21 protein-coding genes and 1 tRNA gene are annotated in these 26220 nt (G+C 70.0%); 12 read left to right on the top strand and 10 right to left on the bottom strand.

Annotation, left to right across the window (positions count from 1 at the left end; genetic code table 11):
• Positions 1 to 197 precede the first annotated feature (197 nt).
• The 10 genes from VGO20_RS18085 (at position 198) to VGO20_RS18130 (ending at position 13089) form a co-directional block, all read left to right on the top strand.
• Positions 198 to 3734, top strand: a complete 3537-nt coding sequence (locus tag VGO20_RS18085) for a non-ribosomal peptide synthetase (RefSeq protein WP_327503770.1) — start codon at positions 198 to 200, stop codon at positions 3732 to 3734.
• A gap of 50 nt (positions 3735 to 3784) precedes the next feature.
• A complete protein-coding gene (locus VGO20_RS18090; protein WP_327503771.1) occupies positions 3785 to 4768 on the top strand; it encodes an aldo/keto reductase in 984 nt (327 codons plus the stop codon).
• A 37-nt stretch (positions 4769 to 4805) separates the two neighbouring features.
• On the top strand, positions 4806 to 5528 hold the full coding sequence (locus VGO20_RS18095; protein WP_327503772.1) for a sulfotransferase-like domain-containing protein: 723 nt from the start codon (positions 4806 to 4808) through the stop codon (positions 5526 to 5528).
• Positions 5529 to 5575: 47 nt separating this feature from the next.
• Positions 5576 to 6433, top strand: coding sequence for a family 3 encapsulin nanocompartment shell protein (locus VGO20_RS18100; RefSeq protein ID WP_327503773.1), 858 nt, complete (start codon positions 5576 to 5578; stop codon positions 6431 to 6433).
• 37 nt (positions 6434 to 6470) lie between these two features.
• Positions 6471 to 7652 carry an MFS transporter gene (locus VGO20_RS18105; protein WP_327503774.1) on the top strand — a complete coding sequence of 394 codons (1182 nt, stop codon included), beginning with the start codon at positions 6471 to 6473 and terminating at the stop codon, positions 7650 to 7652.
• A gap of 29 nt (positions 7653 to 7681) precedes the next feature.
• Positions 7682 to 8854: an NAD(P)/FAD-dependent oxidoreductase gene (locus VGO20_RS18110; protein ID WP_327503775.1), complete on the top strand. Its 1173-nt coding sequence runs from the start codon at positions 7682 to 7684 to the stop codon at positions 8852 to 8854.
• 5 nt (positions 8855 to 8859) lie between these two features.
• Positions 8860 to 9753 (top strand): sulfate adenylyltransferase subunit CysD, encoded by an 894-nt coding sequence (gene cysD, locus VGO20_RS18115; protein WP_473964861.1) that lies wholly within the window; start codon positions 8860 to 8862, stop codon positions 9751 to 9753.
• Positions 9753 to 11651, top strand: a complete 1899-nt coding sequence (cysN, locus tag VGO20_RS18120) for a sulfate adenylyltransferase subunit CysN (RefSeq protein ID WP_327503778.1) — start codon at positions 9753 to 9755, stop codon at positions 11649 to 11651. Before cysD ends, cysN begins: the two co-directional genes overlap by 1 nt.
• A gap of 225 nt (positions 11652 to 11876) precedes the next feature.
• Complete coding sequence (locus tag VGO20_RS18125; protein WP_327503779.1) at positions 11877 to 12743, top strand: hypothetical protein; 867 nt, start codon at positions 11877 to 11879, stop codon at positions 12741 to 12743.
• Between the two features lie 142 nt (positions 12744 to 12885).
• Positions 12886 to 13089 carry a hypothetical protein gene (locus VGO20_RS18130; protein ID WP_327503780.1) on the top strand — a complete coding sequence of 68 codons (204 nt, stop codon included), beginning with the start codon at positions 12886 to 12888 and terminating at the stop codon, positions 13087 to 13089.
• Positions 13090 to 13202: 113 nt separating this feature from the next.
• On the opposite strand, the gene VGO20_RS18135 is transcribed toward VGO20_RS18130, so the two are convergent.
• From VGO20_RS18135 to VGO20_RS18150, 4 genes are all read right to left on the bottom strand, one after another.
• Positions 13203 to 14324 carry a branched-chain amino acid ABC transporter substrate-binding protein gene (locus VGO20_RS18135; protein ID WP_327503781.1) on the bottom strand — a complete coding sequence of 374 codons (1122 nt, stop codon included), beginning with the start codon at positions 14322 to 14324 and terminating at the stop codon, positions 13203 to 13205.
• Positions 14325 to 14527: 203 nt separating this feature from the next.
• Positions 14528 to 15259: a phage tail protein gene (locus VGO20_RS18140; RefSeq protein ID WP_327503782.1), complete on the bottom strand. Its 732-nt coding sequence runs from the start codon at positions 15257 to 15259 to the stop codon at positions 14528 to 14530.
• A gap of 70 nt (positions 15260 to 15329) precedes the next feature.
• Complete coding sequence (locus VGO20_RS18145; protein WP_327503783.1) at positions 15330 to 15797, bottom strand: hypothetical protein; 468 nt, start codon at positions 15795 to 15797, stop codon at positions 15330 to 15332.
• Positions 15797 to 16057 (bottom strand): tail fiber protein, encoded by a 261-nt coding sequence (locus tag VGO20_RS18150; protein ID WP_327503784.1) that lies wholly within the window; start codon positions 16055 to 16057, stop codon positions 15797 to 15799. The genes VGO20_RS18145 and VGO20_RS18150 overlap by 1 nt, the downstream gene beginning before the upstream one ends.
• Before the next feature lie 232 nt (positions 16058 to 16289).
• Here VGO20_RS18150 and VGO20_RS18155 point away from each other — a divergent pair, with 232 nt between their 5' ends.
• Positions 16290 to 17702 (top strand): sensor histidine kinase, encoded by a 1413-nt coding sequence (locus tag VGO20_RS18155; protein ID WP_327503785.1) that lies wholly within the window; start codon positions 16290 to 16292, stop codon positions 17700 to 17702.
• Positions 17703 to 17767: 65 nt separating this feature from the next.
• Here VGO20_RS18155 and VGO20_RS18160 read toward each other — a convergent pair whose 3' ends face one another.
• From VGO20_RS18160 to VGO20_RS18185, 6 genes are all read right to left on the bottom strand, one after another.
• Positions 17768 to 18613: a fumarylacetoacetate hydrolase family protein gene (locus VGO20_RS18160; protein ID WP_327503786.1), complete on the bottom strand. Its 846-nt coding sequence runs from the start codon at positions 18611 to 18613 to the stop codon at positions 17768 to 17770.
• Between the two features lie 37 nt (positions 18614 to 18650).
• Complete coding sequence (locus tag VGO20_RS18165; protein ID WP_327503787.1) at positions 18651 to 19391, bottom strand: SDR family oxidoreductase; 741 nt, start codon at positions 19389 to 19391, stop codon at positions 18651 to 18653.
• 291 nt (positions 19392 to 19682) lie between these two features.
• A tRNA-Ile gene (locus VGO20_RS18170) sits at positions 19683 to 19758 on the bottom strand.
• Between the two features lie 94 nt (positions 19759 to 19852).
• Complete coding sequence (gene rpoD, locus VGO20_RS18175) at positions 19853 to 21811, bottom strand: RNA polymerase sigma factor RpoD (RefSeq protein WP_327503788.1); 1959 nt, start codon at positions 21809 to 21811, stop codon at positions 19853 to 19855.
• A 545-nt stretch (positions 21812 to 22356) separates the two neighbouring features.
• Positions 22357 to 24234, bottom strand: coding sequence for a DNA primase (gene dnaG, locus VGO20_RS18180; protein ID WP_327503789.1), 1878 nt, complete (start codon positions 24232 to 24234; stop codon positions 22357 to 22359).
• A gap of 76 nt (positions 24235 to 24310) precedes the next feature.
• Positions 24311 to 24766, bottom strand: coding sequence for a GatB/YqeY domain-containing protein (locus VGO20_RS18185; protein WP_327503790.1), 456 nt, complete (start codon positions 24764 to 24766; stop codon positions 24311 to 24313).
• 300 nt (positions 24767 to 25066) lie between these two features.
• On the opposite strand from VGO20_RS18185, the gene carA reads away from it, so the two are divergent.
• A partial coding sequence (gene carA / locus VGO20_RS18190; RefSeq protein ID WP_327503791.1) for a glutamine-hydrolyzing carbamoyl-phosphate synthase small subunit occupies positions 25067 to 26220 on the top strand: 1154 nt, incomplete at its 3' end.

A 26220-nucleotide genomic window follows, 5' to 3' on the forward strand; every position in this document is an offset into this window, starting at 1 on the left:
CTTTCTAATGTGCCGGGATCTCAATGCCAGTCCATTCAGAGTAAGACCCAAGTATCATCGCACGACCGGTTCGGCCAGCGTGCGAATAACGGAGAAGGGCTGAACGAATGCTTGGAATCATTGGCCAGCCGAACACAAGTAGCGCCCGAAAACCATCGAGTTACACCTGTTCGCTGACGAGGCCGATAACCGAGACGTTGCTCGCTGAAGTTGGGTCCTGCGCATCGACGGCCTCGCTGGCCGCTTTGGAATTGCTCACGCGCCTCGGCCGCCAACTGCCGATCGAGACGGAAGTGGTGGGCCGTGCCGGAACCACCGCCTGGACCGCCCCCGACGGCTGGTCCGACGAGATCCGGATGCGCCCGGTCGAGGCCTCCCCGGGGTGGGCCCGGCCGCGCGTGCTCGATCCCTCCCCGTCCGGCCCGCACCTCTCGGTCCGCCTCGACCTGACGGGGAATACCGCCGCCTCTGGAGCCGTTCGGCCCGAACGGACCCCGGTCCGGCTCATGTGCACCGCCGCCGGCGGCGAGTTGCGGGTCGACTTCGACTGCGCCCATGGCGACCCCTGGGAGCGCATGGGAGCCGCCGTCGCGGAGATCTACGGCGAACTGCTGCGCGCGCTGATCGAGGAGCCTTCGCTCCCGCCGGCACGCGCAGGCGGCCTCGGCGAGGCATCGCGCCGGCTGGTGCTCGGCGACCTGGCGGGACGCGCCGTCGACAACGGCCCGTTCCTCGCCATTCCCGGGATGATCGAACGACGGACCGACCTCGCGCCCGATCGCCCGGCCCTGTCGCATGAGGGCCGGACGCTCAGCTACCGCCAGCTCGACCGCATCGCCAACGGCCTGGCCGCCGAGTTGGCGGCGTGCGGCGTCGCCAAGGGCGACGTGGTTCCGGTGGTGCTCGCCAACGGCCTGGAACTGCCGGTCTCCTGCCTCGCGCTGATGAAGCTGGGCGCCGCCTTCGTCCCGTTCGACCCCGGCTGGCCGGCCACGCGCCTTCGCGCAGCACTCGGCGTCCTCTCGCCCAAAGTGGCGGTCTGCGCCGGCCCGGACGCGCTTCCCGAGGACGCCCGCCACCTGGCCCTGCCGGTCGACGCGGCGCGAATCGCGGGTACGGACCGGCGCCCGGGGATCGCGCTGGGGCCGGAGGATGCGATCTACGGCATCTTCACCTCCGGGACGACCGGCACTCCCAAATGCGCGATGAACAGGCACGGCGGCCTGACAAACCGCTTCCTGTTCATGACGCGGTATTTCGGCGCGGACGAGAGCGAGGTCGTGCTCCAGAACAGCAAGCACACCTTCGACAGCGCCGTCTGGCAGATGTTCTGGCCGCTGACGATCGGCGGCCATGCCGTGATCCCCGCCCAGGGGGAGTTCCTCGACCTCGACCGGACGATCGAGACGATCGCCGCCTACGAGATCACGATGACGGATTTCGTCCCCACGATCTTCAACATCATGGTCTCGCTGGTGGAGCGCGACGAGGAGGCCCGGCGCAAGATCGCCTCGCTGCGCCGGCTGATCGTCGGGGGCGAGGAGATCACGCCCCATACCGTCCACAAGCTGTGCTCGATGCTTCCCGGCGTCCGCATCACCAACGGCTACGGCCCGACGGAGGCGTCGATCGGCATGGTCTTCCACACGGTGTCGCCGGCCGACGGCGACGCCATCCCGCTCGGCCGGCCCATCGACAACTGCTACGCGCTGGTCCTGTCCGACGACCTCCATCTCCTGCCGCCGGGCGCGCAGGGCGAGATCGTGATCGGCGGCGCGTGCCTCGGGAGCGGCTATTTCCGCGACCCCGACCGGACGGCCGAAGCGTTCGTGGCCAACCCGTTCCCCGAGATACCGGGCGACCGGCTCTACCGCACCGGCGACCTCGGGGCGTACGATGCCGGCGGGATGCTCCGCTTCCTCGGCCGTAGGGACTTCCAGGTGAAGATCGGCGGCGTACGGGTCGAACTCGGCGAGATCGAGACGACGGCGCTGGCATGCCCGCACGTGCGCCAGGCGAAAGTGCTGGTGGCCCAGCAGCAGACCCGCAAGTCGCTGGCGCTGTTCGCGGTCGGCGACCGCGACCTCGACGAGGAATGCCTGCGCGAGCACATGCGCCGCACCCTGCCGCGCACCAGCCTGCCGCGGCTTTACTTCGTCCTGCCGGAGATGCCCGTCACCGACCACGGCAAGGTCGATCACAGGCAGCTTCACGGCCTGCTCGACGTGAAGCTCGCCGAAGACGCGACCCGCCTGGAGAGCCTCGGGACGGTGACGGTGACGCTGGGCCGGGTCTTGCAGGTGTTCCGGTCGGTCCTGGAGAAGCCCGACCTGCTGCCGGACGAGGACTTCATGGTCGCGGGCGGCGACTCGCTGCAGGCACTCTCGGCCGTGATGGAGCTGGAAGCGGCGTTCGGCCTGCGGCTGGGCGTGCAGGACCTGCTGGAGAACCGCACGGCCGAGGCGATGAGCCGGCTGGTCGAGCGCAGGCGGGCCGGCGAGGCCCCGGAGCAGGCGGACGACATCCGGCTGATGGAGCGCGACGCCTCGGCGCCCGTCGCCGCCGTCCGGCAAGCTCCGCGGAACCTCGATCCGCCCGCGACCGTCCTGCTGACGGGAGCCACCGGCTTCGTGGGCAGCCGGCTGCTCCACGAGCTGCTGGCGCGCACCTCGCTGCGCGTGGTCTGCCTGTGCCGCGCCGAAACCGACCGTAAGGCCGGCAGGCGCGTCGTCGACACCCTCGCACGCCAGACCCTCTGGCAGAGCGCCTTCGCCGACCGCGTCGAGGTGCTGGCAAGCGACCTGGGGGCTCCCGGGCTTGGCCTCGCCCCCGCGGTTTGGGACCGCCTGGCCGGCGACTGCGACGCCATCCTGCATGCAGGCGCCATGGTCAACTTCCTGTTCGACTACCGCGCGCATCGCGCGGCGAACGTGCTCGGCACGCAGGAACTGCTCCGCCTCGCGGGCGAAGGCAGGCCGAAGGCGCTGCACCACGTCTCGACGCTCGGCACGCTCGACTGCGAAGCCGTCCGGCATCCGGAGCCGCTTCCCGAAGACTTCGACCCGGCCGCGGCGGTGGCCCCGAACAGCGGCTACAGCCGCTCCAAATGGATCGCGGAACGCAGCCTCGCCGAGGCACGCGCCCGCGGAGCGGACGTCACGATCTACCGCCTGGGAGAGGTGATGCCCGCCGCCGACAACGGACAGCCGAACGGGCAGGCGCTGACCCATTTCCTGCTGGCCGCGTTCCGGCGGCTCGGCGTCCACCCCGCGGCTTCGCTGCGCTCGGACTTCTCGCCCGTCGACCAGGTCGCCCGGCGCATCGTGGCGGCCCTGCCCGACCCGCTCGTCCGGGGGCGCACCCTGCACGTCTTCCACCCCGAGAGTATCTGCTTCACGCAGGTGCTGCCGAAGGCGGGCATCCCGCTCGAGCGCGTGTCGTGCACTGAGTTCCTGGCCCGGCTGGAGCGCGAGTGCGAGGAGACCGGCGAACGCGAGCTGGTGACGCTGCGCGCCCTGCTGCCGACGCGCGTGGGGCGCGGCGAGGACGAGCTGCGCCGCATCTTCGAAGGCCTGCTCGTCGACAATCCCCGCCTGTTCCGCCGGGATGCCTGCCGCGACCTGGAGCGGCGGCACGACCTGCCGGATGGAGATCCCGCCGGCGCCATGCGAGCCTATCGCGACCATCTCGACGCGCGGGACGGCATGGCCGACCGGCTGGCGGTCAACCACTGAGCGTGCCGCATCCCCGAGACGGCAGACCACGCATCGGCTGAGAGGAAACAATGCACTACCGGAAAATGGGACGCCTGGGCTGGGACGTCAGCGAAGTCGGCTACGGCATGTGGGGCATCGGCGGCGGGCCCGGCGGCTTCACGGGCTGGGATTACGACGTGGCGCCGCGGTGCCTGGACGAGGCGGTCGCCATGGGCTGCAACTTCTTCGACACGGCCTGGGTCTACGGCCGCGGAGTGAGCGAGCAGCTGCTGGGACGGCTGCTGAAGGACCACGCGGACCGGAAGCTCTACGTCGCCACGAAGATCCCGCCCAAGAACAGGGAATGGCCGCCGCGCCCGGAAGACACGCTCGACGACGTCTTTCCCGTGGACCACATCCGCGAGTACACGCATCGCAGCCTCGAGAACCTGGGCGTGTCCCGGATCGACCTGATGCAGTTCCATGTCTGGGAGGACCGCTGGGCCGGGGACGAACGCTGGCAGCGCGCCGTGTCGGACCTGAAGAGCGAGGGCCTGGTCGAGGCCTTCGGCATCAGCGTCAACCGCTGGGAGCCGGCCAACTGCCTGGCGGCGATCGAAACCGGTCTGATCGACGTGATCCAGGTGATCTACAACGTCTTCGACCAGGCCCCGGAGGACGAACTGTTCGTGCGGGCCCAGGAGCAGGGCATCGGCATCATCGCGCGCGTCCCCTTCGACGAGGGCTCGCTGACGGGGATGCTGACCCGGGACACGAAGTGGCCGGAAGGCGACTGGCGGAACACCTATTTCTGCGAGGAGAACCTCGTGCCCACGATCGAGCGCGTCGAGGCGCTGAAGGCCGCGGTGCCCGAGGGCATGACGCTGCCCGAGCTGGCCTTGCGCTTCATCCTCCGCCACCCCGCGGTCAGCACCGTGATCCCGGGCATGCGCCAGCTGCGCAACGTGCAGGCCAATTTCGGCGTCAGCGACGGCCGGCCGCTGCCGGCCCCGGTGCTGGCGGAACTGCGCCGGCACCGCTGGGACCGCAAGCCCACCTGGTGGTCGCAGTGAGCGCGGCGGCGCGGCCCCGGCCGGAGGGCACGGCGGCATGAACAAGGTCATCGCGCTCTGGGCGCATCCGCGGGCGGTCTCGACGGCCTTCCTGCGGATGATGATCGAGCGGGGCGACGTGATCGTCGTCCACGAGCCGCTCGTCACCCTGGTGGACGAGGGCGAGGTCCCGGTCACCGACGGACGGGGCGGCACCGTCGTCCTGCGGTCTCCGATCGAGGTGATCCGGCACCTGAAGTCGCTGGCGGCGCTCGCCCCGGTGTTCTGCAAGGACACCTGCGAGTTCCAGTACGAATGGATGTTCGATCACCCCGACGAGATGGCGGGGATCGAGCACACCTTCATCGTGCGCGACCCGAAGAAGGCCATCAACTCGCACTACCAGGTGAAGCCGACGGTGACGTGCCCGGAGATCGGCTACGAGCACCTGTACCGCATCTTCGAGTTCGCGCAGCGCATCCGGGGAAAGCGGCCGCCGGTCATCCACTCGGAAAGGCTGCTCCAGGACCCCGCGGCGGTGATCCGCCGGTACTGCGAGCTGGTCGGCCTGCCTTTCATACCCGAAGCCCTCACCTGGAACGCCGAGGACCGGCCGGAATGGAAGCGGACCCAGGTCTGGCACCAGGACGTGGCCCGCAGCACCGGCTTCAGCCACCGGGAGCGGACCTACGAGGTCACCGTCGACAACGACGAGAAGCTCCGGTCCTTCTACGACCACCACTACCCCTTCTACCGGCATTTGAGCGAGCACGCGATCTGACGGGGCGCAGAACCCCGCCCGCATCACGATTACAACAGGAGAGCCCCATGTCGACGTCGCAGGCCAGCACCACGACCCTTTCCCCCGGAGAAGCCTTCGCCCAGGCGTTCCTGCGCGACGGCAGCAGGGCCGAGGTGGAGTTCGACTTCACGATCACCGACGCGTTCAAGCCGACGCAGGACCGGCCGCGGCTCACCGTCCGCAACCTGTTCAAGAAGCGTCCCGCCGAGGGCGAGGTGACGCGGTTCTGGCGCGAGACCCGGCCGAGCCGCGACGAGGCCGCGGCGGTGACGGAAGCCGGGCTGCGCCAGGAGGCCGCGTTCAAGTTCGGCATCGGCGAAGGCCGGGTCCATCCGATCAGCGCCTGGGTCCAGATCCCGGACGAGCTGCGCGACGACCCCGAGGGACTGGCGGTCTTCATCGACTACCGCCTGCTCGTCCGTCTCGCCACCGCCGAGAACCAGGCGCTGACCCTGGGCGAGCACGGCCTGCTGAACCACCCCGGCGTCACCCGCCTGCCCTACGAGGGCGACTACGTCTCCGGCGTGATGGCGGCCTGCAACGAGATCGAGCAGAATGGCGCCACGGCCCATGCCATGATCGTCAACCCCTACGACTACTACAACCACATGGTGGGCAGGAACGGGCTGCTGGAGGACCTCGCCCGCAACGGCACGCTGATCACGCGCACGCGCATGGTCGCACCGGGCTGCGCGCTGGTGGGCGACTTCGCCGTCGCCGCCCGGCTGCTGGACGGCGGCAAGTCGGTGATCCGGGTCGCCGAGCCGCCGCCGGGCACCTTCGCCGGGCCGGGCATCGCGGTCTGCGCGACGATCTACGAGGGCCTGGCGGTCCATCTTCCGACCCATTTCTTCCACGCCGTGCCGGCGGGAACGGCCTCCTGAGGACCGGCCCCCGACGCGAAAAGGACGGAGAACGGCTATGACCGGGACACAAGCGAGCTCCGAGGGCATGTCGCACCTGTACAGGCAGTTCTTCCCGCTGTTCGGCGGGCTGTTCTTCTGCCATCTCGGGATCGGCATGTCGCTGTCGACCCTGCCCTTCTACGTCCGCGACGTTCTCATCGGCGACGAGGTGGCGGTCGGGGTCGCCGTCACCGCGATCGCGCTCGCCGTCGTCGTCTCGCGACCGGTGGCGGGACGCTACGCCGACCGGCACGGCTACAAGCTGGTGATGCTGCTGGGCGCGGTGATGTGCGCGGTCGCCGGCGCGCTCTACTTCGTCGCGGCCAACATGCCCGTGCTGGTCGCGATCCGCATCCTGCACGGCGTAGGCGAGGCGGCCGTGTTCACGGCCGGCGCCACCTGGCTCGTGCAGCTCGCCCCGGAAGAGCGGCGCGGCAAGGCGGTCGGGCTGTTCGGCATCAGCATGTGGATGGGGATCACGATCGGCGCCTTCGTCGGCACGCAGCTCCTCGCGTTCGGCGGGTTCGCCGCGGTCTGGACCGCCTGCCTCGCGACGCCGGTGCTCGGGCTGGCGCTGATCGCGATGAAGGACAAGCCGCAGCAGGCCGCGCAGAAGAAGAAGCAGGCGCTCCTGTCGTCGACGGCCGTGCTGCCCGGCGCGGCGCTGGCCATGGGCGCGTCGGGCTACGCAGCCCTGGCGGCCTTCGTCGTGCTGTATTTCGACGGCCGCGGCATCGAGAACGGCATCGCCGTCTTCAACGCCTATGGCCTCGCCTATGTGGGCGTCCGCATCCTGGTCGGGCATTGGCCCGACAAGTTCGGCCCCAAAAGGGTCGCGTTCTGGTCGGGCCTCGTGGAGGCGGCCGGGCTGCTGATCCTGGCGACCGCGCCGAACCTGACCATCGGCATCGCGGCGGGCCTGATCATGGGCGCGGGGCTGTCGCTGCTCTATCCGTCGCTGGCGCTGATGGTGATCAACCGGACCGAGAAGTCCCAGCAGGGAGCGGCACTCGGCACCTACACTTCGTTCTGGGACCTCGGCCTTCTGATCTGGGGACCGATCACCGGCCTCGTGGCCAAGGAGGCGGGCTTCGCGTCGATCTACTTCCTGACCATGGGCTGCGCCGTCGTGGCATCGCTGCTGGTCCTCGCGGCATCGACCCGCTCGGCCGAACGTCCGGCCGGTTCGACCGCCTGACCGGCCCCCGACCGAGCCCCGGACCGGCCGTGACCACGCAACGCAGCGACTTCCTGATCCTCGGCGGCGGGATTGCCGGCGCCTCGGCCGGCTTCTTTCTCGCCGGCCGGGGAACCGTCACGCTGCTGGAGACCGAGGACACGCCGGGCTACCACGCGACCGGCCGGTCGGCGGCCCTGTTCACGGAGTATTACGGCAACGCCTGCATCCGCGCGTTGACGAGGGCGAGCCGGGCCTTCTTCGAGAACCCGCCGCCGGGCTTCGCGGAACATCCCCTCCTGACGCCGCGCGGCGTCGTGGCCGTCGCGCGCGACGACGACGAGGCCGAGTTCGAAGCCGCGCTGGAGCGGGGCCGCGCGATCTCACCCCTGACCCGCGAGATCGACGCGGCCGAGGTGGCGCGGCTGTGCCCCATCGTCAGGCCCGGCAGCTTCGCGCGGGCCCTGCACCGGCCGATCGTGATGGACGTCGACGTCCACGCAGCCCATTCCGGGTTCCTGCGCGGCCTGCGCGCCCATGGCGGACGGGTCGTCACCTCCGCGCCGGCGCGCGCGATCGGGCGCGAGGACGGTGTCTGGCTGGTCGAGACGCCCGTCGGCCGATTCGCGGCGCCCATCCTCGTCAACGCCGCCGGCGCCTGGGCCGACGAGGTCGCCGCGATGGCCGGTGTGGCAGCCATCGGCCTGGTCGCGATGCGGCGCACCGCGATCACCTTCGACCCGCCGGCGGGGCTGGACCCGTCCGGCTGGCCAATGGTGACCGACATCGGCGAGAGCATCTACGTCAAGCCGGAGGGCGGCCGCCTGCTCGCCTCGCCCTGCGACGAGACGCCCGTGCCGCCCTCCGACGTGCAGCCGGACGAGATCGACGTCGCGACGGCCGCCGATCGGGTCGGGACGCTGACCACGGTCGCGATCCGCCGCATCGTCCACAGATGGGCGGGGCTGCGCAGCTTCGTCGCCGACCGGACGGTCGTGGTCGGCGAAGCGCCCGACGCGCCCGGCTTCTTCTGGCTGGCCGGACAGGGCGGATATGGCGTACAAACCGCGCCGGCCGTCGCGCGCGCGGCGGCCGCACTCGCAACGGGCGAACCGCTGCCGGATGAGGTCGCGTGCCTGGGGATCACCGCCGCCGACCTGTCGCCGGCACGGCTGATCTCGGGGCGCGCGCAGCGGCAAGACCATGATCGGGACGGCACATGACTGCACTGACCCATCTCCAGCGGCTCGAGGCCGAGAGCATCCACATCATGCGGGAAGTCGTCGCCGAGTGCGAGAACCCGGTCATGCTGTATTCGATCGGCAAGGACAGCTCGGTGATGCTGCACCTGGCCATGAAGGCGTTCCATCCCGCCAAGCCGCCCTTCCCGCTGCTGCACGTCGACACGACGTGGAAGTTCCGGGAGATGATCGAGTTCCGCGACCGGACGGCCGAGAGGCTCGGCCTCGAGCTGCTGGTGCACGTCAACCGGGAAGGCCTGGAGCGGGGCATCGGCCCGTTCACCCACGGCTCCTCGGTCCATACCGACGTCATGAAGACCCAGGGCCTCAAGCAGGCGCTCGACCGGTACGGCTTCGACGCGGCCTTCGGCGGGGCGCGGCGGGACGAGGAGAAGTCCCGCGCGAAGGAGCGCATCTTCTCGGTGCGCACGGCGCAGCACCGCTGGGACCCCAAGCAGCAGCGGCCGGAACTCTGGCGCCTCTACAACGCGCGCAAGGCCAAGGGCGAGAGCCTCCGCGTCTTCCCGCTCTCCAACTGGACCGAGCTGGACATCTGGCAGTACATCCACGCCGAGAACATCCCGATCGTGCCCCTGTACTTCGCCGCCGAACGGCCGGTCGTCCGGCGCGACGGCATGCTGATCATGGTCGACGACGACCGCATGCCGCTGGAGCCCGACGAGACGCCGGAGCTGCGGCGCGTCCGCTTCCGCACGCTCGGCTGCTATCCGCTGACCGGCGCGATCGACAGCGATGCGGACAGCCTGATCGCGATCGTGCGCGAGATGCTGCTGGCCACCACGTCCGAGCGGCATGGCCGCGCGATCGACCACGACGCCGCGGCGTCGATGGAGAAGAAGAAGAGCGAGGGGTACTTCTGATGGCGCACGATGCCGACCTGATCGCCCGGGACATCGAGGGCTACCTCGCCGAGCAGGAGAGGAAGAGCCTGCTCCGCTTCATCACCTGCGGCAGCGTCGACGACGGCAAGAGCACGCTGATCGGGCGGCTGCTCTACGAATCGAAGCTGCTGTTCGAGGACCAGCTCCAGCAGCTCGAAGCGGATTCGAAGCGGATGGGCACCCAGGGCGAGGCGCTCGACTTCGCGCTGCTGGTCGACGGGCTGTCGGCGGAGCGCGAGCAGGGCATCACCATCGACGTCGCCTACCGCTTCTTCACCACGGACCGGCGCAAGTTCATCGTCGCGGACACGCCCGGTCACGAGCAGTACACCCGTAACATGGTGACCGGCGCCTCGACCGCCGACGTCGCCGTGATCCTGATCGACGCCCGCAAGGGCGTGCTGACGCAGACCCGACGCCACAGCTATCTCGTTTCGCTGATCGGCATCCGCAACGTCGTGCTGGCGGTCAACAAGATGGACCTCGTCGGCTATTCGCAGGAGACCTTCGAGACGATCGTGGCCGATTACAGGGCCTTCGCCGAGCGGATCGGGATCGAGCGCATCACCGCGATCCCGATGTCGGCCCTGCGCGGCGACAACGTCACGACCGCCAGCGACGCGATGCCCTGGTACGCCGGGCCGACGCTGATCGAGTTCCTAGAGACGGTCGAGATCGAGAGCGGCCACCAGTCCCGGCCGTTCCGGATGCCCGTCCAGTGGGTCAACCGGCCGAACCTCGACTTCCGCGGCTTCGCCGGGCTGATCGCCGGCGGGACCGTCCGCCCCGGCGACCGGGTGCGGGTCCTGCCGTCGGGACGCGAGAGCGTCGTGCGGCGCATCGTCGCCCATGGCGGCGACCTCGACGAGGCCGTCGCCGGCCAGTCGGTGACGCTGGCCCTGGCCGACGAGATCGACATCAGCCGCGGCGACGTCCTGTGCTCGGCGACGGAACCGGCCGGCGTCGCCGACCAGTTCGAGGCGACGCTGATCTGGATGTCCGAGGAGCCGTTGCTGCCCGGGCGGCCCTACCTGCTGAAGATCGGGACCAGGGTCGTGACCGGGACGGTCTCGGCGCTGAAATACAAGGTCAACGTCAACACGCTGGAGCATCTCGCCGGCAAGACGCTGGACCTCAACGAGATCGCGGTCTGCAACCTCAGCCTCGACCGGGCGGTCGCCTTCGACGCCTACGAGGACAACCGGGAGACCGGCGGCTTCATCCTGATCGACCGGCTGTCCAATGCCACGGTCGGCGCGGGGCTGCTGCATTTCGCACTGCGCCGTTCCCAGAACGTCCACTGGCAGGCGCTCGACGTCGACAAGGCCGCCCGTGCGACGCTCAAGGCGCAGAAGGCCTGCGTCCTGTGGTTCACCGGCCTGTCCGGAGCGGGCAAGTCGACGGTCGCGAACATGCTGGAGAAGAAGCTGTTCGCCCAGGGGCGCCATACCTACCTGCTCGACGGCGACAACGTCCGCCACGGCCTGAACAAGGACCTGGGCTTCACCGACGTCGACCGGGTCGAGAACATCCGCCGCGTCGCCGAGGTGGCGAAGCTGATGGTCGATGCCGGGCTGATCGTCCTGGTCTCGTTCATCTCGCCGTTCCGGGCCGAAAGGCGGATGGCCCGCGACCTGCTGGAGGCCGGCGAGTTCCTGGAGGTGTTCGTCGACACGCCGCTGGCCGTCGCCGAGCAGCGCGATCCGAAGGGCCTCTACCGCAAGGCGCGCCGCGGCGAGATCAGGAACTTCACCGGCATCGATTCGCCCTATGAGGCGCCGGAGAACGCCGAGATCCGGATCGACACCACGGCGATGTCGCCGGAAGACGCCGCCGACGCGGTCCTGGAACGGCTGCGCGACGCCGGCATCGTCTGAGGCCGGCCGAGCCGGCATCGTCTGAGGCCGGCCGAGCCGGCATGGTTAACCGGATGTAAGGACCGCCATGGTCTCCTGCATTGTCCCCGATCCGACCACGGAGCGACGATGCAGGTTCCCGGTGTGCAGGTTCCCGGTGTGCAGGTTCCCGGTGCGTGGCTTGCGGCGGCTCTGGCCGCTGCCCTTTCCTTTTCGTTTCCGGCGGCTGCGGGCCCGGTCGAAGCCATGTCGACCGCGCTCGATGCCGCGACCGGGCAGGTGCGCCTGCTGTTCGACAGGACGGGGCGTCTGCTGGACGGGTACGAAGGGAGAAGGGACACGTCCGGGATCCATCTCGACCGGTTCAAGCTGGCGGTCGGCCGGCACGAGGTGCCGCTGGCCGCCCTCGGCACCTTCGTCCCGCGGGCGCTGAAGCGACGCGGAGACGGTCGCGTCAGCATCTTCGGGGCCGGCGCCGCGCGCTTCGATCCCGACGGCATCGGCTTGGAAAGCGACGGGCTGTCGCTCGGGGCCGACTTCGCGGTCCGCCACCAGGTGCGGCTCGGTGCCGCCGTCGGCTACTCCCGGCAGCCGATCGGGTCCGGCGCCTTCGCCGAGACGAAGACCGTATCGGTGCATGGCGCCATGAGCCGTTCCGGGCTCTCCGTCGAAGTGGTCGCGGGCGGCGGGCTCGGGCGCGAGACGAGGACGCGCAGAAGGGCGAGGTCCGTGCTGTTCGCCGGCGGCCGCGCACGATGGAGTCTGGTTCCGCTTCCAAAGCGGGTGCCCCGGCTGAAGCTGGCACCGTCGGCGTCGGCAGTCGGCGCCCTGGGCGGCACCGGATGGACCGTCGGCACGGCCGCGGTAACCACCGGACTGACCGCATCCCACGAGATCGGGTCACGATGGGGCCGGTTCGCCCCGCAGGTATCGGTCGAGCGGACGGCCGAAATGGCATCTGGACCACACGGCAGGCCCGATGCGGCGTTGCGCCTGGGGATAGTCGGCCGGCTCGACGGCGGTCCCGTCCTGTCGGTCGAGCACGTGATGGGGTGGAAAGGCCGAAACCTCGACCGCCACGCCGTCACCGGCAAGCTCAAGCTGAAATACTGACCCCCGGGGACGTGCCGCAGGCCTCGCAATGCTGCGGTGCAGCATTTCGATGACTGCGGGGGCTTCGGCCCTGCTAGCATTCCCTGGCCCTCGAACGGAAGGGCTGGGAGGGACGCCTTCTCGCTGATTGGAGGAGGTTTCCATGATCAACGATCGAAACGACGGCTTCGAACTGCCGAGCTACGAGGAGCTGTGCGCGATCGAGCGCAGGGCCCGGCGCGACCGCGGCATCTATCTCGCGGACCTGCTCAGGAAGGGGTTCCAGGCGATCCTGTCCCGCCTGCAGGGCCATGCTCCGGCCGGGAGTTCGCTGGCGGGCCGTTCCGGCATCCGTCCGGCCCGGTGACGCCGCGAGGATCGGGCAAGGGCTGAGACGAACGTTCCCACCCCGGAAAGAAGAGCGGCCCGGCTCGTGAGAGCCGGGCCGCATTTCCAGTCGGACCTACGGGACGTGCCCGATCAGCTCTTCTGGTCGTAGTAGGAGTAGGTGCCGTCCTGCCACTCGTAGACGACGTAGCCGGGCGCGGTCACGTCACCCTTCGCGTCGAAGGCGATGTTGCCGAGCACCGTGTCGAAGTTGCCCTTCTTCAGCTCTTCGGCGACGGCCATCGGGTCGGTCGTGCCGGCGCGGCGCACCGCTTCGGCCCAGGCCTGGACCGCACCGTAGGTGTAGAGGACGTAGCCTTCCGGCTCGATGCCCGCGGCGCGGAACATCTCGACCGTCGGAGCGGCCGTCGGGTTCAGCTTCGGATCCGGGCTGAAGGTCATCAGCATGCCGGCCCCGTCTTCACCCGTGATGGACCAGAACTCCTGGGTGACCATGGCGTCGCCCGACATGACGCGGGCATCGCCCATCCCCTGCTCGGCCATCTGGCGGACGATCAGGCCCGCCTCGGTGTGGTAGCCGCCGATGTAGACGAGGTCGATGTTGTTCTGCTTCAGCTTGGAGACCAGCGCCGAGTAGTCGCGCTCGCCGGCGGTGTAGGCCTCGTACATGGCCTCCTGGATGCCGAGCTTGTTGAGGTTCTCCTTCGTGGCGTCGGCAAGGCCTTTGCCGTAGGCGGACTTGTCGTGAAGGATCGCGATCTTCGCGTCGGGGAAGGTCTCGTGGATGAACGCGCCGGCCACCTGGCCCTGCTGGTCGTCACGGCCGCAGACGCGGAAGATCGTCGGGAAGCCCTGCTCGGTGAAGGTCGGGTTGGTCGAGGCGGGCGTGATCTGCAGGATGCCTTCCTCGTTGTAGACCTGGCTGGCGGGGATCGAGGAGCCCGAGCAGTAGTGACCGGCCACGAAGACCACGCCGCTGGCCGCGAACTGGTTGGCGATCGCGACGGCCTGGCGCGGGTCGCACGCGTCGTCGCCCTCCTCCAGCACGATCTGCTGGCCGAGCAGGCCACCAGACTCGTTGAGTTCCTTCACGGCCATCACGGCGCCGTTGCGGAGCTGCTCGCCGAACGCGGCATACTGGCCGGTCAGCGGCGCGCCGACGGCGATGCGGATCTCCTGCGCGCCGGCACTGCCGGCAACGCCGGCCGTGGCCGCGAACAGGCCCGCCGCAAGTAGGGCTTTGAACTTCGACATCAATCACTCCCTGTCATTGTCTGCCCGCCCCGGAGGACCCGGGGCCCGTGGGCCGGCCTTGAGGCGCCGCCCTACGGTCGTGGTCACTATCATACCGATCCGTTGAGGTTTTGGTATTTGGAAATGTCAACGGCACTACCCCACTCGCGGTATGATCGCATGCATATTTACATCGACCGGGCCGTGCCCGCCAGTGCTGCCGTTCAATTTCCGAATGCCGGTACGCTTCCCTGCACGCTCATGCAGTAGGTGAGGCCGAGCGAGGGTGGGCGGGTCTCGATCGGCGCCGGATGTCTCACGTCGACGGGAGACGTCACCTGGCCCTTGGCGTCGAGGAACGCGGGGGCGGCCGCGGGGTTGAGGGCGACGAGGCCCTTCCGGTCGGCCGGCATCGGCGCGAAGGCCATGGTGGGATTGTGCACCTTCTCGGTCGGGATCCGGGCGAGCACGCCCGCGGCGCTCGGACTGTCGCCCGGCAGGTCCGTCACGAGGATGCTTCCGGTCCCTGTGGCGCCCTGGACGACGTTGGCGCCGTGCGTATGGACGGGGACGCTGTCCGGCGTCAGCTTCTCCTCGGGGTCGCCGCGATACCTGCCGAGGGTGGGGATGCCGGGGGCGCCCTCCTTCGGCGCCGGCACGCCGACGCCCGGCGGAGCCGCGCCCACCGGCGTGATGCCGCGCAGGTCGGGAAGATCGAGGCTGTCGCGCTGGGCGCCGAACGCGCCCCCGACGAAGTCCTTGTAGTTGGCATAGGCCGGGTCGGACGTCGCGAGCGCGCGTCCGTCCAGGGGCACGAAGCCGACCGGGCAATAGTCGAAGGCGAAGGCGCAGATCGAACCGTAGAGCGGCATGTCCGAGCACGCCTGCGCCCGGTCCGCGGACGCGAGCAGGAGGGCGGGGACGAGCGGCAGGACGTGAAGCGGGATGCGTCTCATGGGAATTCCCCGGGGTTTTCCGTTCGTTCGGGCACAGGGCCCACCGGCGGCGGGTCAGGGGCGCTGCGGGTCAGGGGCGTTGCGGGTAGGTTCCGCTGACGGCGATGCAGGCGGTCAGCGCCATCTGCGGCGGGCGCAGCGGCAGCGCCGCCGCGTCCGCGTTGCCGGCAGGGGTCACCACCACCGGCGGGACCGCCGGTGCCGAGGGATCGGCCGGCGCCTTCGTCGCCGCGGGCGGCGTCCCGGAGAAATAGGCGCGAAGCTCGGACGTCATCGACAGGGTGGGAGCGTCGGGCGAGTAGAAGTCGGGCATGGCCGCGAAGACGTTGCCCTCGGGAGAGGGGACGCTGCCGTTGTCGGTCACCGCCGGAATCGCGAGCCTGTTCAGGCGTATGTGCGCCTCGTAGTCGTGGACGTGCGGCAGGTTCTCCGGGAACAGCAGGTGGCTGTCGTTGCCTTCCTCGACGCCGATCCAGATGTATTCCTGGAACCGGGACGTCCCGGTGCCCATCGGCATCCGTCCCTGCAGGTCGGGCATCAGGAAAGCGTCGTCCTGGGGGGCTGGCCGTAATAGTCCTGCACCAGCGAAAACATGGCCCTGGAATAGGGAACATCGTCGGAGATCTCGACTTGCTGGCCTAGTACCGGTTCGTAGCCCTGGGGGCAGAACGGGAAGGCGAAGAAGCAGACCGATCCCATGACGGGATTGGGGCCGCAGGCCTGGGCGGCGCCGGCGGTCAGGAACAACGCGCCGGCGGCGAGGCCGACGCGGGCCAGTTGGATCGCGGATCTGGTCATGGCGCCGTCCTCATGGTCGGCCTGGGAACTCGCCCTCGGTCGCGATGCACGCGACGAGCGCGACCTGCGGCGGAACGATGGAGATCGGCTCGCCCTTCGACACGTTGGGCGAGACGTTGACCCCGCCGGTCGGGGCGCGATGCCTCGAAGGGAGCCCCGGATGGGGTCCGGAACGCAGCTGTGACCAGGTCGTTAGCGTGGCGTTAGGCACTGGCCGGCTAGACGGGACGCCATGGACATCGATCTGCGTACCTTGTTCCTGGCCCACTCCGTCGTGTCGGTGACGCTGGGAGCGTTGATGGTCACGTTCTGGTACGCGCACCGGACAATACCCGGGCTCGGCCAGTGGACGCTCGGCACCGGCCTGATCGGCCTGATGACGCTGGGGGCCGGGCTGCGCGGCGTCATCCCCGACTTCCTGTCCATCGTCGTCGCCAACGGCCTCGGCTTCGCCAGCCTGGCCGCGTACTGGAACGGCATCCGGCTGTTCGGCGGCCGGCGGGTCTACTGGATCGGGACCGCGGCGGTCATCGGCCTGGCGGTCGTCTTCGTGGCGCATCGGACCTATGTGCGGGACGACGTCCTGGACCGGATAGCCGCGGCCTCCACGCTGATGTCGGCGGGCTGCTTCATGTGCGCGGGCGAGCTGCTGCGCGGCCCCGCCCGAACCTTGCGGAGCACCGCCCTGCCCGCCGCCGTCCTGTTCGCGCTGGTCGGGCTCACGCTCGCGGCAAGGGCGGCATCGACCGCGTTCCTGGCGCCGGGCCAGGACTTCTTCGCGCCCACCACCGTCCAGGGCGCGCATTTCCTGGTCTCCCTGATCAGCAACATCCTCACCGTCGTCGCCCTGCTGATGATGGCGACGCAGCGCCTGCAGCGGCAGCTGGAGACCCGCAACGCGGAGCTGGAGGCGGCCTGGACCCGCGCCGAGGACGCCAGCCGGGCCAAGTCGGAGTTCCTGGCCACGATGAGCCACGAGCTCCGGACCCCGCTGAACGCCGTGCTGGGCTTCTCGGACGTGATGCGCCTGGAAGTGTTCGGGCCGGTCGGGCACGCGCGCTACCGCGAATATGCCCAGGACATCCACGCCTCCGGCACACATCTGCTGGAGCTGATCACGAAGGTCCTGGACATCTCGAAGGCCGAGGCCGGGAAGCTGGCGGTCGAGGCGACCGCGCTCGACCCGCGCCCGATCCTGGAGTCCGCGGCGCGGCTGATCCGCGATGCGGCCGAGGCGAAGCGGATCCGCTTCTCGCTGGACCTGCCGGAAACGCCGCCGCCGTGCCACGCCGATCCCCAGGCGCTGACGCAGATCCTGCTGAACCTGCTCTCCAACGCCGTTAAGTTCACGCCCGAGGGCGGTGCCGTGACCGCGGGGCTGCGGCCGCAAGCCGGCGGCGACGTCGAGTTCGTCGTGCACGACACCGGGGTCGGCATGCCGACGGCCGAGATTCCGCGCCTAATGAAGCCGTTCGAGCAGGCCGCCAGCGGCTACGCCCGGCAGAACGGCGGGACCGGCCTCGGGCTGTCGCTGGTCGGGTCGCTGGTGCAGCTGCACGGGGGCGACCTGCGCATCGAGAGCGCCATCGGCCAGGGCACCACCGTGACCGTCCGGCTGCCGGCGGCCGGCTGCCGGGCGGCCTGAGGCCGCTCGCGTCACCCCGCGGCCTCAGGCCGCTAGCGTCACCCCGCGGCCCGAGGCCGCTCGCGTCACTCTGCGGCGCGGACCGCCTGCGTCTGCTCGCCCAGGCCTTCGATGCCGAGGCGCACGGTCTGTCCCGGCCGCAGGTACACCGGCGGCTTCAGGCCCATGCCGACGCCCGGCGGCGTCCCGGTGGAGATGATGTCTCCGGGCTGGAGGCTCATGAACTGGCTGAGATAGCTGACCAGGTACTTGACGCCGTAGACCATGGTCCTGGTGGAGCCGTCCTGGAAGCGCCTGCCGTCCACCTCCAGCCAGAGCTTCAGGTTCTGCGGGTCGGGCACGTCGTCGGCGGTCACCAGCCAGGGGCCGATCGGGCCGAAGGTATCGGCGCTCTTGCCCTTGGTCCACTGACCCGACCGCTCGGTCTGGAAGGCGCGCTCCGAGACGTCGTTGACGACGCAGTAGCCGGCCACGTGCGACAGGGCCTCGGCTTGGGAGACGTATTTCGCGGGCTTGCCGATCACGATCCCGAGCTCGACCTCCCAGTCGGTCTTCTCCGAGCCGCGCGGGATCTCGATCCCGTCGTCGGGGCCGCAGACGGCGCTGCTCGCCTTCATGAACACGATCGGCTCCGGCGGCACCGTCATGCCCGACTCCGCGGCATGGTCGGAGTAGTTCAGCCCGATGCAGATGAACTTGCCGACGCGCCCGACGCAGGGACCGAGCCGCGGCCGGCCGGGAACCTCGGGTAGCGTCGCCGGATCGACCGCGGCGAGCCGCGCCAGCCCTTCCGGTTCGAGCACGCCGCCGGCGACGTCGTCGATCACGCCCGACAGGTCCCGGACACGGCCGGAACCGTCCAGCAGGCCGGGCTTCTCCTGACCCGGCGGGCCCCAACGCAGCAGCTTCATGGTCTTGCTTCTCCCTCTTGGATCCCGGTGCGCCGCTTCACAGGCTCCAGCCGCCGTCGACGACGTGGACGGCGCCGGTCGTGAAGGCGGCTTCGTCCGACGCCAGGTAGACCGCCAGCGCGGCGATCTCCCCGGCCGTGCCGAGCCTGCCCATGGGCTGGCGCGCGACGAACTCGGCGCGCGCCGTCTCGACGTCGCCGCGCGCCGCGATGCGGTCGTCGAGCGACGGCGTCTGCACGGTGCCGGGGCAGATCGCGTTGCAGCGGATGCCGCGGCGGATGAAGTCGGTGGCGATCGCCTTGGTCAGGCCGATCACGGCGGCCTTGGTGGCGCCGTAGACGAACCGGTTCGGCGCTCCCTTGATGCTCGATGCGGCCGACGACATGTTGATGATGCCGCCGCCGCCGGCCTCCAGCATGGCCGGCAGGAAGGCCCGGCACATCCGGTACATCGACTTCACGTTGAGGTCGAAGGAGAAGTCCCAGTCGGCATCGCCGCAGTCCAGGATCGTCCCGTGATGGACGAAGCCGGCGCAGTTGAACAGGACGCCGACGGCGCCGATCTCCCGCGCCGCCGCCTCGACCGCGCCATCGTCGCGCACGTCCAGCAGCCGGGTGGCGATCGCCGGCGCCTCGCCCTTCAGGCTTTCGAGCGAGGCCTGGTTGACGTCGGTCGCGATCACCCGCGCGCCCTCCGCCGCGAAGGCCAGCGCCGATGCCCGGCCTATGCCCTGCCCCGCCGCGGTCACGAGGGCCGTCTTGCCTTCCAGTCTGCCCATCTCTCCCCCTTCAGCGTCCCGATGCCGTGCGGAGGATCAGGAAGATGCGCGCGACCTCCCCGGCACAGCCTCCGGCGTGCTCGTTCTTGAAGGAATGTGATCGGACTTGCGCCATCTTGGCAAGCAGGAAACCCGGTGACCCGCAGGACGCGCCGTATCGCTCGAAGCGGCCGGACAAGCCGCGGCCCTGCCGGCAAGGGTTCCGCTGCCGCACGCGGCGACGGCTCCTAATCTATCCTTCGGCGTGTACACGCACTGGAGCACGAGCACTGTCGGCGCAATGGATGGGTCTGGTGGGCCCGGCAGGATTCGAACCTGCGACAACACCGTTATGAGCGGCGCGTTCTAACCACTGAACTACAGGCCCCCAGGACGGGACGGAGACTGTGCCTCCGATCGGCACGGGACGCAAGGGCCGGCACGATGCCGGCCGGCCCTTGCGGTTCCCGGTCAGGTCCCGGTCAGGTGTCGAGGAAGCTGCGCAGCTTGCGGCTGCGGCTGGGGTGCTTCAGCTTGCGCAGGGCCTTCGCCTCGATCTGGCGGATGCGCTCGCGCGTCACCGAGAACTGCTGGCCGACCTCCTCCAGCGTGTGGTCGGTGTTCATGCCGATGCCGAAGCGCATGCGCAGCACGCGCTCCTCGCGCGCGGTCAGGCTGGACAGCACCCGCGTCGTCGTCTCGCGCAGGTTGGCCTGGATCGCGGCGTCGAGCGGCAGGACCGCGTTCTTGTCCTCGATGAAGTCGCCGAGATGGCTGTCCTCCTCGTCGCCGATCGGCGTCTCGAGGCTGATCGGCTCCTTCGCGATCTTCAGGACCTTGCGCACCTTCTCCAGCGGCATCAGCAGCCGCTCGGCCAGCTCTTCCGGGGTCGGCTCGCGGCCGATCTCGTGCAGCATCTGGCGCGAGGTCCGCACCAGCTTGTTGATCGTCTCGATCATGTGCACGGGAATGCGGATCGTGCGCGCCTGGTCGGCGATCGAGCGCGTGATCGCCTGCCGGATCCACCACGTCGCATAGGTCGAGAACTTGTAGCCGCGCCGGTACTCGAACTTGTCCACGGCCTTCATCAGGCCGATGTTGCCCTCCTGGATCAGGTCCAGGAACTGCAGGCCGCGGTTCGTGTACTTCTTCGCGATCGAGATCACGAGGCGCAGGTTCGCTTCCACCATCTCCTTCTTGGCGCGGCTAGCCTCCTTCTCGCCCTTCTGCACGGTCGAGACGATGCGGCGGAACTCGCCGATCGGCAGGCCGAAGTCCTGGCTGACCGTCGCGATGTCCTCGCGCAGGCGGACCGCGTCGCCCAGCGACTTCTCGGCGAAGCGCTGCCACGCCTTGCCCGACAGGCCGCGGATCCGGTCCGGCCAGGCCGGGTCGAGCTCGTGGCCGAAATAGTGGTGCAGGAAGTCCTCGCGCTTGACCTTGCAGTCGGTCGCGAGCCGCAGCATCTTGCCTTCCATCCCGATCAGACGGCGGTTCATGCCGTAGAGCTGCTCGACCAGCTGCTCGATCCGGGCGTTGTTGAGGCGCACGGTGTTCACCAGCTCCACCAGCTCGTGGCGGAGCTTGTCGTATTTCTTGTCGGTGCCGCGCGGCAGGTCCTCGCCGCGCTGGATCGCCTGGAGCCGCTCGGCCTGGATGCGGTGCAGCCGGTCGTAGGTGGCGGCGATCTTCTCGAAGGTCTCGAGCACCTGGGGCTTGAGCGCCTCCTCCATCGCCGAGAGCGACAGGCCGGCTCCCTCGTCGTCGCCCTCGCCATCCGGCTCGCCGTCGACCTCGGGCTCCTCCTCCCCTTCGATCTCGGAGCCTTCGCCTTCTCCCTCGCCTTCGGCGGCGAGACCGTCGGCCTCGTCGGGATTGCCGCCGTAGGTCGCGTCGAGGTCGATGATGTCGCGCAGCAGCATCTTGCCCTCGTTCAGGGCGTCGTGCCACTCCATGATCGCGCGGACGGTCAGCGGCGACTCGCAGATCGCGCCGATCATCATCTCGCGGCCGGCCTCGATGCGCTTGGCGATCGCGATCTCGCCCTCGCGCGACAGCAGCTCGACCGAGCCCATCTCGCGCAGATACATGCGCACGGGGTCGTCGGTCCGGCCGATGTCGTCGTCGTCGAGGTTGCCGACCGCCCTGGCGCCGTCGGGGTCGGCATCCGCGCCGGCGTTGGCCGCGTCGTCCTGCTCCTCGCTCTCGATGAGGTTGATCCCCATTTCAGAGAGCAGGGACATCGTGTCCTCGATCTGCTCCGAGGACGACTGATCGGGCGGCAGGGCCGCGTTCAGCTCGTCATAGGTGACGTAGCCGCGCTCCTTGCCGCGCGCGATCATCTTCTTGATCGCCTGGCCCATGCCGTCCATCAGCGGGCCGTCCACGGACTCTTCGCGAGTGTCCGTAGCCTCCGCGCTGGAATTAGTCTTCGTGGCCATTCGCTGGATGCCCCCGCATGAAACTCAACGCAAGGCGGCGCGGCTGCGGTTCACCCGCGCCGTCCGCCAGATCCGTTCCTGTCGCACCGGCCCTTCCCGTCTCAATCCCGCTTCCGTCCCTCGCTGCGGCCCGCGCCCGAACCCGGATGCCGGAGCCCCGGACGCCAGGGCCGGAGTCGCCGGTCGGTGCCATCCGTCCGCCTTCCCATCGGTCCGCCGACCGGACGAGAAAACCCATGCCCCGTCGCGACGGGGTGCGGATGAGCGCCTTCACGGCTCCCTGAGAACCAGTCCCGATGTGCCTTCGAAGCGCGTTCTCCCCCTTCAGTCTCCGCGGCCGCCGTCCCGTTTCGGGAGCCCTGGGCCCGTCGAGGGGGCATGGTTCGAAAACCTGCGCCGAGCAATCCATCGAAACTGCTGGAAAAGCCCTGCCGTCACAAGTGGACACAAACTAGAGCGCCGTCAAGCCCGGATTTACGATCGAGTGCGCACATCGAAAACCGGAGTCGCAGCCATGCAACGCTCCCTCCCGACGCCCCGGAAACTCACCACTCCGCCATGAAATCGGGGTCGTCGTGCTCGCGCCGATAGTTCTCGATCTCCTGGACCAGGGCCTGGAAGCGCCGCAGCCCCTCCTCGCCGCCGTCGACGACGCGCCGGGTCTCCCGGTGCAGCCAGCGCGCATGATACCTGGCCCAGATGTGCCGCCAGAGGCGCTGCGCCCCCTGCAGCTCGTCGCGCAGGACCAGCAGATGGGTCTGCACCCAGTCCGAATAGGGCCCTTCCTGCGGCGGCTCGACCCCCGCCTCGCGCAATGCCCGCGTCGCCTCCTCCCGGGTCTCGATCGGCCGCCGGCTCAGCACGTCGACCAGGGCGCGGCGCATCTCCTCGAAGCCCGCGTCCTCGAACTCGGCATATCCGAGAAGCTCCCCGAACTCCTCGAACAGGCGCGGATGCATCACCAGGGTGGCGAGCAGCATGAACTCCTGCCGGCGCGTGCCTTCGAGGCGCGGCGGCGCGTAGCCCGCGGGCCGCGCGTAGTTGCCCGCCCGGAACCCGGGGACGTAGCCGGGATCGCGGCGGCCGGCGAACGTCCGCCCCCCGCGGCCCGCGGCGCCGGGCCCGCCTCGCGGCGCCGCGGACTGAGGCCGGAACTCGCGGTACATGCGGTCGCGGAACTCCCGCCGGTAGAACTCCTGGACGGTGCGGTCGGCGATCTGGCGCACGCGCTCCTCGAGCGCGGCCTGGAAGCCGGCGCGCGCCTCCGGCGTGTCGAGGCGGCGGCTCTCGCGCTCCATGTCCCAGACCACGTCGGAGAGCGGCAGCGCCGCCGCCAGCACCGTCTCCATCGCTCCCGGCCCCTGGCCGCGGATCAGGCTGTCGGGGTCCTCTCCCGCCGTCATGAAGGCGACGCGCACGGAATGGTCGGGCTGGAGATGGGGCAGCACCCGCTCGACCGCGCGCCACGCCGCGCGCCGCCCCGCCGCGTCGCCGTCGAAGCACAGGACCGGCTCGCGCCGGCCCGGCGGGTACAGCTTCCACAGCTCCAGGATCTGGGTCTCGGTCAGCGCGGTGCCGAGCGGCGCGACGGCGCCTTCGAAGCCGGCGCGCACCAGCGCGATCACGTCCATGTAGCCCTCGGCCACGATCACGGGCTTGCCGGCCGCGGCCGCCTCGCGCGCGTTGCTCATGTTGTAGAGCAGCGTCCCCTTATGGAAGAGCGGGCCGTCGGCGGAGTTGACGTATTTCGGCCCGTCCCCCTCCATGATCCGCCCGCCGAACGCGACCACCCGGCCCCGGCGGTCGGTGACCGGGAACATGACGCGGTTGCGGAAGAAGGCGTAGGGCGACCGGCCGTCGTCGGGGCGGCGCAGGACGCCGGCCTCGACCATGTCGTCCTCGGTGAACCCCTCGCGCAGCAGGTGCGTGCGCAGCGCCCCGCCATCCGGCGGGGCGAAGCCGAGCCGGAAGCGGGCCACGGCCTCGTCGTCGAGCCCACGCCCGCGCAGGTAGTCCAGGCCCGCCCGCCCGGCCGGCGCGCGGAGCTGGCCCTCGAACCAGCGGCAGGTCGCCTCCACGAGGTCGTGGAGCCCCTTCCGTCGCTCGTAGCGCCGGCGGTCCTCGGGCGTGGCCTGCGGCACCTGCAGGCCCGCCTCGCCCGCCAGCAGCTCCACCGCTTCCACGAAGCCCAGATTGTCGTGGCGCATCACGAAGCCGACCACGTCGCCATGGGCGCCGCAGCCGAAGCAGTGGAAGAAGCCCTTCTGGTCGTTGACGTAGAAGCTGGGGGTCTTCTCGTTGTGGAAGGGGCACGGCGCCTTGAACTCGCGCCCCGCCCGGACCAGGCGCAGCCTCCGGCCCACGACGTCGGACAGCGGCACCCGCGCGCGCAACTCTTCCAGGAACTGCGGAGGTAGGCTCATCTCGCCCGCCGAAGGGCCCCGTCGGCAGGCAGGGCGGCGCGCGGGCCGCCGCGCCGTCCCGATCCCCGCGCCGTGCTCAGCCGAGCGCCGCGCGAACGACGCCGCTCGCCTTGGCGAAATCCATCTGCCCGGCGTAGCGCGCGCGCAGCTCCGCCATGGTCCGCCCCATGTCCTTCAGCCCCGAGGCGCCGAGCTCGCGGATCACCCCGTCGACGGCGTCCCTCACCTGGTCGTCGTCGAGCTGGCGCGGCAGGAAGCCCTCGATGACGGCGATCTCCTCGCGCTCCTGCTCGGCCAGCTCGAGCCGGCCGCCCTGCTCGTAGAGCGCGATCGCCTCGCGGCGCTGCTTGATCATGGTCTGGAGCATGGCGAGGATCTCGTCCTCCGTTATCCCGTCGGTCACGCCCCGGCCGCGCGCGGCGATGTCTCGGTCCTTCAGGGCGGCCAGGATCAGGCGCAGCGTCGACACCGCGCGCTGGTTCTTGGCGCGCATGGCCTCCTTCAAGGCCTCGTTGAGCCGCGTGCGGAGCATGGTCGTGATGTCCTCGTGAGAGCGTGACGTGCGGGCATCCTACCCAAATCGGCATCCGGCCGCCAGCTTGCCACCGGCCGCATGCCGGAACCGCCCGGCATCGGGCTTGACCGGGGGGTTCCTTTGGTCTAATCGCAGGCCCTGCCGACCGGGCGCCCCAGGGCACCCGGGCCCGGAGGGCTGGGTTGACGGCCGCGCGCACGGCACCCATCTGGGCCGGGCCGGCGCGGGCCATCAGCGCCCCTTCAGGTAATGCGCCGACAAGCCCCGTCAACGAGGGCCGACAACATGGGTCAGCCGATGTCCGAATCCGTCTCCGCCGGTCCCGGCGAAAACCTCCGCGCCGCGGCGGCCAAGCGCCCCGAAGGGGCGACCGCCGCCCTCGTCCTCGCAGACGGCTCGGTGCTCTGGGGCCGAGGCATCGGCGCCGCCGGCGCCCGGGTCGGCGAGGTGTGCTTCAACACCTCCATGACCGGCTACCAGGAGATCCTGACCGATCCCAGCTATGCCGGCCAGATCATCACCTTCACCTTTCCCCATATCGGCAATGTCGGCGCCAACCCCGAGGACGTCGAGACGGTGACGCCGTCCGCACGCGGCCTCGTGCTGCGCGCGGACGTCACCGAGCCCGCGAACTGGCGCGCGACGCGCCATCTCGACGACTGGCTCAAGAACCAGGACCTGGTCGGGATCACCGGCGTCGACACCCGCCGCCTGACCCGCCGCATCCGCGACCTGGGCGCTCCGAGCGGCGTCGTCTGCCACGCGCCGGACGGCCGCTTCGACCTGGAGGCGCTGCACGCGACGGCCGCCGGCTGGCCGGGCCTGGAAGGCATGGACCTCGCGAAGGAGGTCTCGTGCCGGCAGACCTACGGCTGGGACGAGACGCCGTGGCGGCTCGGCTCCGGCTACGGCCGCCTGGACGCCCCCGAGTTCCACGTCGTCGCGGTCGATTTCGGGGCCAAGCGGAACATCCTGCGCTGCCTCGCCAACACCGGAGCCAGGGTCACCGTGGTCCCGGCGACGGCGACGGTGGAGGACGTGATGCGCCACGCCCCGGACGGCGTCTTCCTGTCCAACGGCCCCGGCGACCCGGCCGCGACCGGCGAGTACGCGGTGCCGACGGTCCGCGGGCTGATGGAGACCGGCGTGCCGATGTTCGGCATCTGCCTCGGCCACCAGATCATGGCGCTGGCGCTCGGCGCCCGGACCGAGAAGATGGAGCGCGGCCATCGCGGCGCCAACCATCCCGTCAAGGACCTGGCGACCGGCCGGGTCGAGATAACGAGCCAGAACCACGGCTTCGTCGTCGTGCCGGAAAGCCTGCCCGAGACGGTCGAGGCGACCCATGTCAGCCTGTTCGACGGCACGAACGAGGGCCTGAAGCTGAAGGACCGGCCGGTCTTCTCGGTGCAGTACCATCCCGAAGCCTCTCCCGGCCCGCAGGACAGCCA

Origin of the sequence: Arenibaculum sp. (assembly GCF_035998295.1) — a bacterium.
GTDB lineage: Bacteria > Pseudomonadota > Alphaproteobacteria > Azospirillales > Azospirillaceae > DASYHS01.

Bases quoted from the DNA above. Each gene is read 5' to 3' on its own strand.
- VGO20_RS18160 (WP_327503786.1), bottom strand. From the start codon at position 18,613: ATGAAGCTGCTGCGTTGGGGCCCGCCGGGTCAGGAGAAGCCCGGCCTG.
- VGO20_RS18145 (WP_327503783.1), bottom strand. From the start codon at position 15,797: ATGCCCGACCTGCAGGGACGGATGCCGATGGGCACCGGGACGTCCCGG.
- VGO20_RS18100 (WP_327503773.1), top strand. From the start codon at position 5,576: ATGTCGACGTCGCAGGCCAGCACCACGACCCTTTCCCCCGGAGAAGCC.
- VGO20_RS18135 (WP_327503781.1), bottom strand. From the start codon at position 14,324: ATGTCGAAGTTCAAAGCCCTACTTGCGGCGGGCCTGTTCGCGGCCACG.
- dnaG (WP_327503789.1), bottom strand. From the start codon at position 24,234: ATGAGCCTACCTCCGCAGTTCCTGGAAGAGTTGCGCGCGCGGGTGCCG.
- VGO20_RS18125 (WP_327503779.1), top strand. From the start codon at position 11,877: ATGTCGACCGCGCTCGATGCCGCGACCGGGCAGGTGCGCCTGCTGTTC.
- VGO20_RS18095 (WP_327503772.1), top strand. From the start codon at position 4,806: ATGAACAAGGTCATCGCGCTCTGGGCGCATCCGCGGGCGGTCTCGACG.
- rpoD (WP_327503788.1), bottom strand. From the start codon at position 21,811: ATGGCCACGAAGACTAATTCCAGCGCGGAGGCTACGGACACTCGCGAA.
- VGO20_RS18165 (WP_327503787.1), bottom strand. From the start codon at position 19,391: ATGGGCAGACTGGAAGGCAAGACGGCCCTCGTGACCGCGGCGGGGCAG.
- cysN (WP_327503778.1), top strand. From the start codon at position 9,753: ATGGCGCACGATGCCGACCTGATCGCCCGGGACATCGAGGGCTACCTC.
- VGO20_RS18090 (WP_327503771.1), top strand. From the start codon at position 3,785: ATGCACTACCGGAAAATGGGACGCCTGGGCTGGGACGTCAGCGAAGTC.
- VGO20_RS18140 (WP_327503782.1), bottom strand. From the start codon at position 15,259: ATGAGACGCATCCCGCTTCACGTCCTGCCGCTCGTCCCCGCCCTCCTG.
- VGO20_RS18185 (WP_327503790.1), bottom strand. From the start codon at position 24,766: ATGCTCCGCACGCGGCTCAACGAGGCCTTGAAGGAGGCCATGCGCGCC.
- VGO20_RS18155 (WP_327503785.1), top strand. From the start codon at position 16,290: ATGGACATCGATCTGCGTACCTTGTTCCTGGCCCACTCCGTCGTGTCG.
- VGO20_RS18130 (WP_327503780.1), top strand. From the start codon at position 12,886: ATGATCAACGATCGAAACGACGGCTTCGAACTGCCGAGCTACGAGGAG.
- VGO20_RS18105 (WP_327503774.1), top strand. From the start codon at position 6,471: ATGACCGGGACACAAGCGAGCTCCGAGGGCATGTCGCACCTGTACAGG.
- VGO20_RS18150 (WP_327503784.1), bottom strand. From the start codon at position 16,057: ATGACCAGATCCGCGATCCAACTGGCCCGCGTCGGCCTCGCCGCCGGC.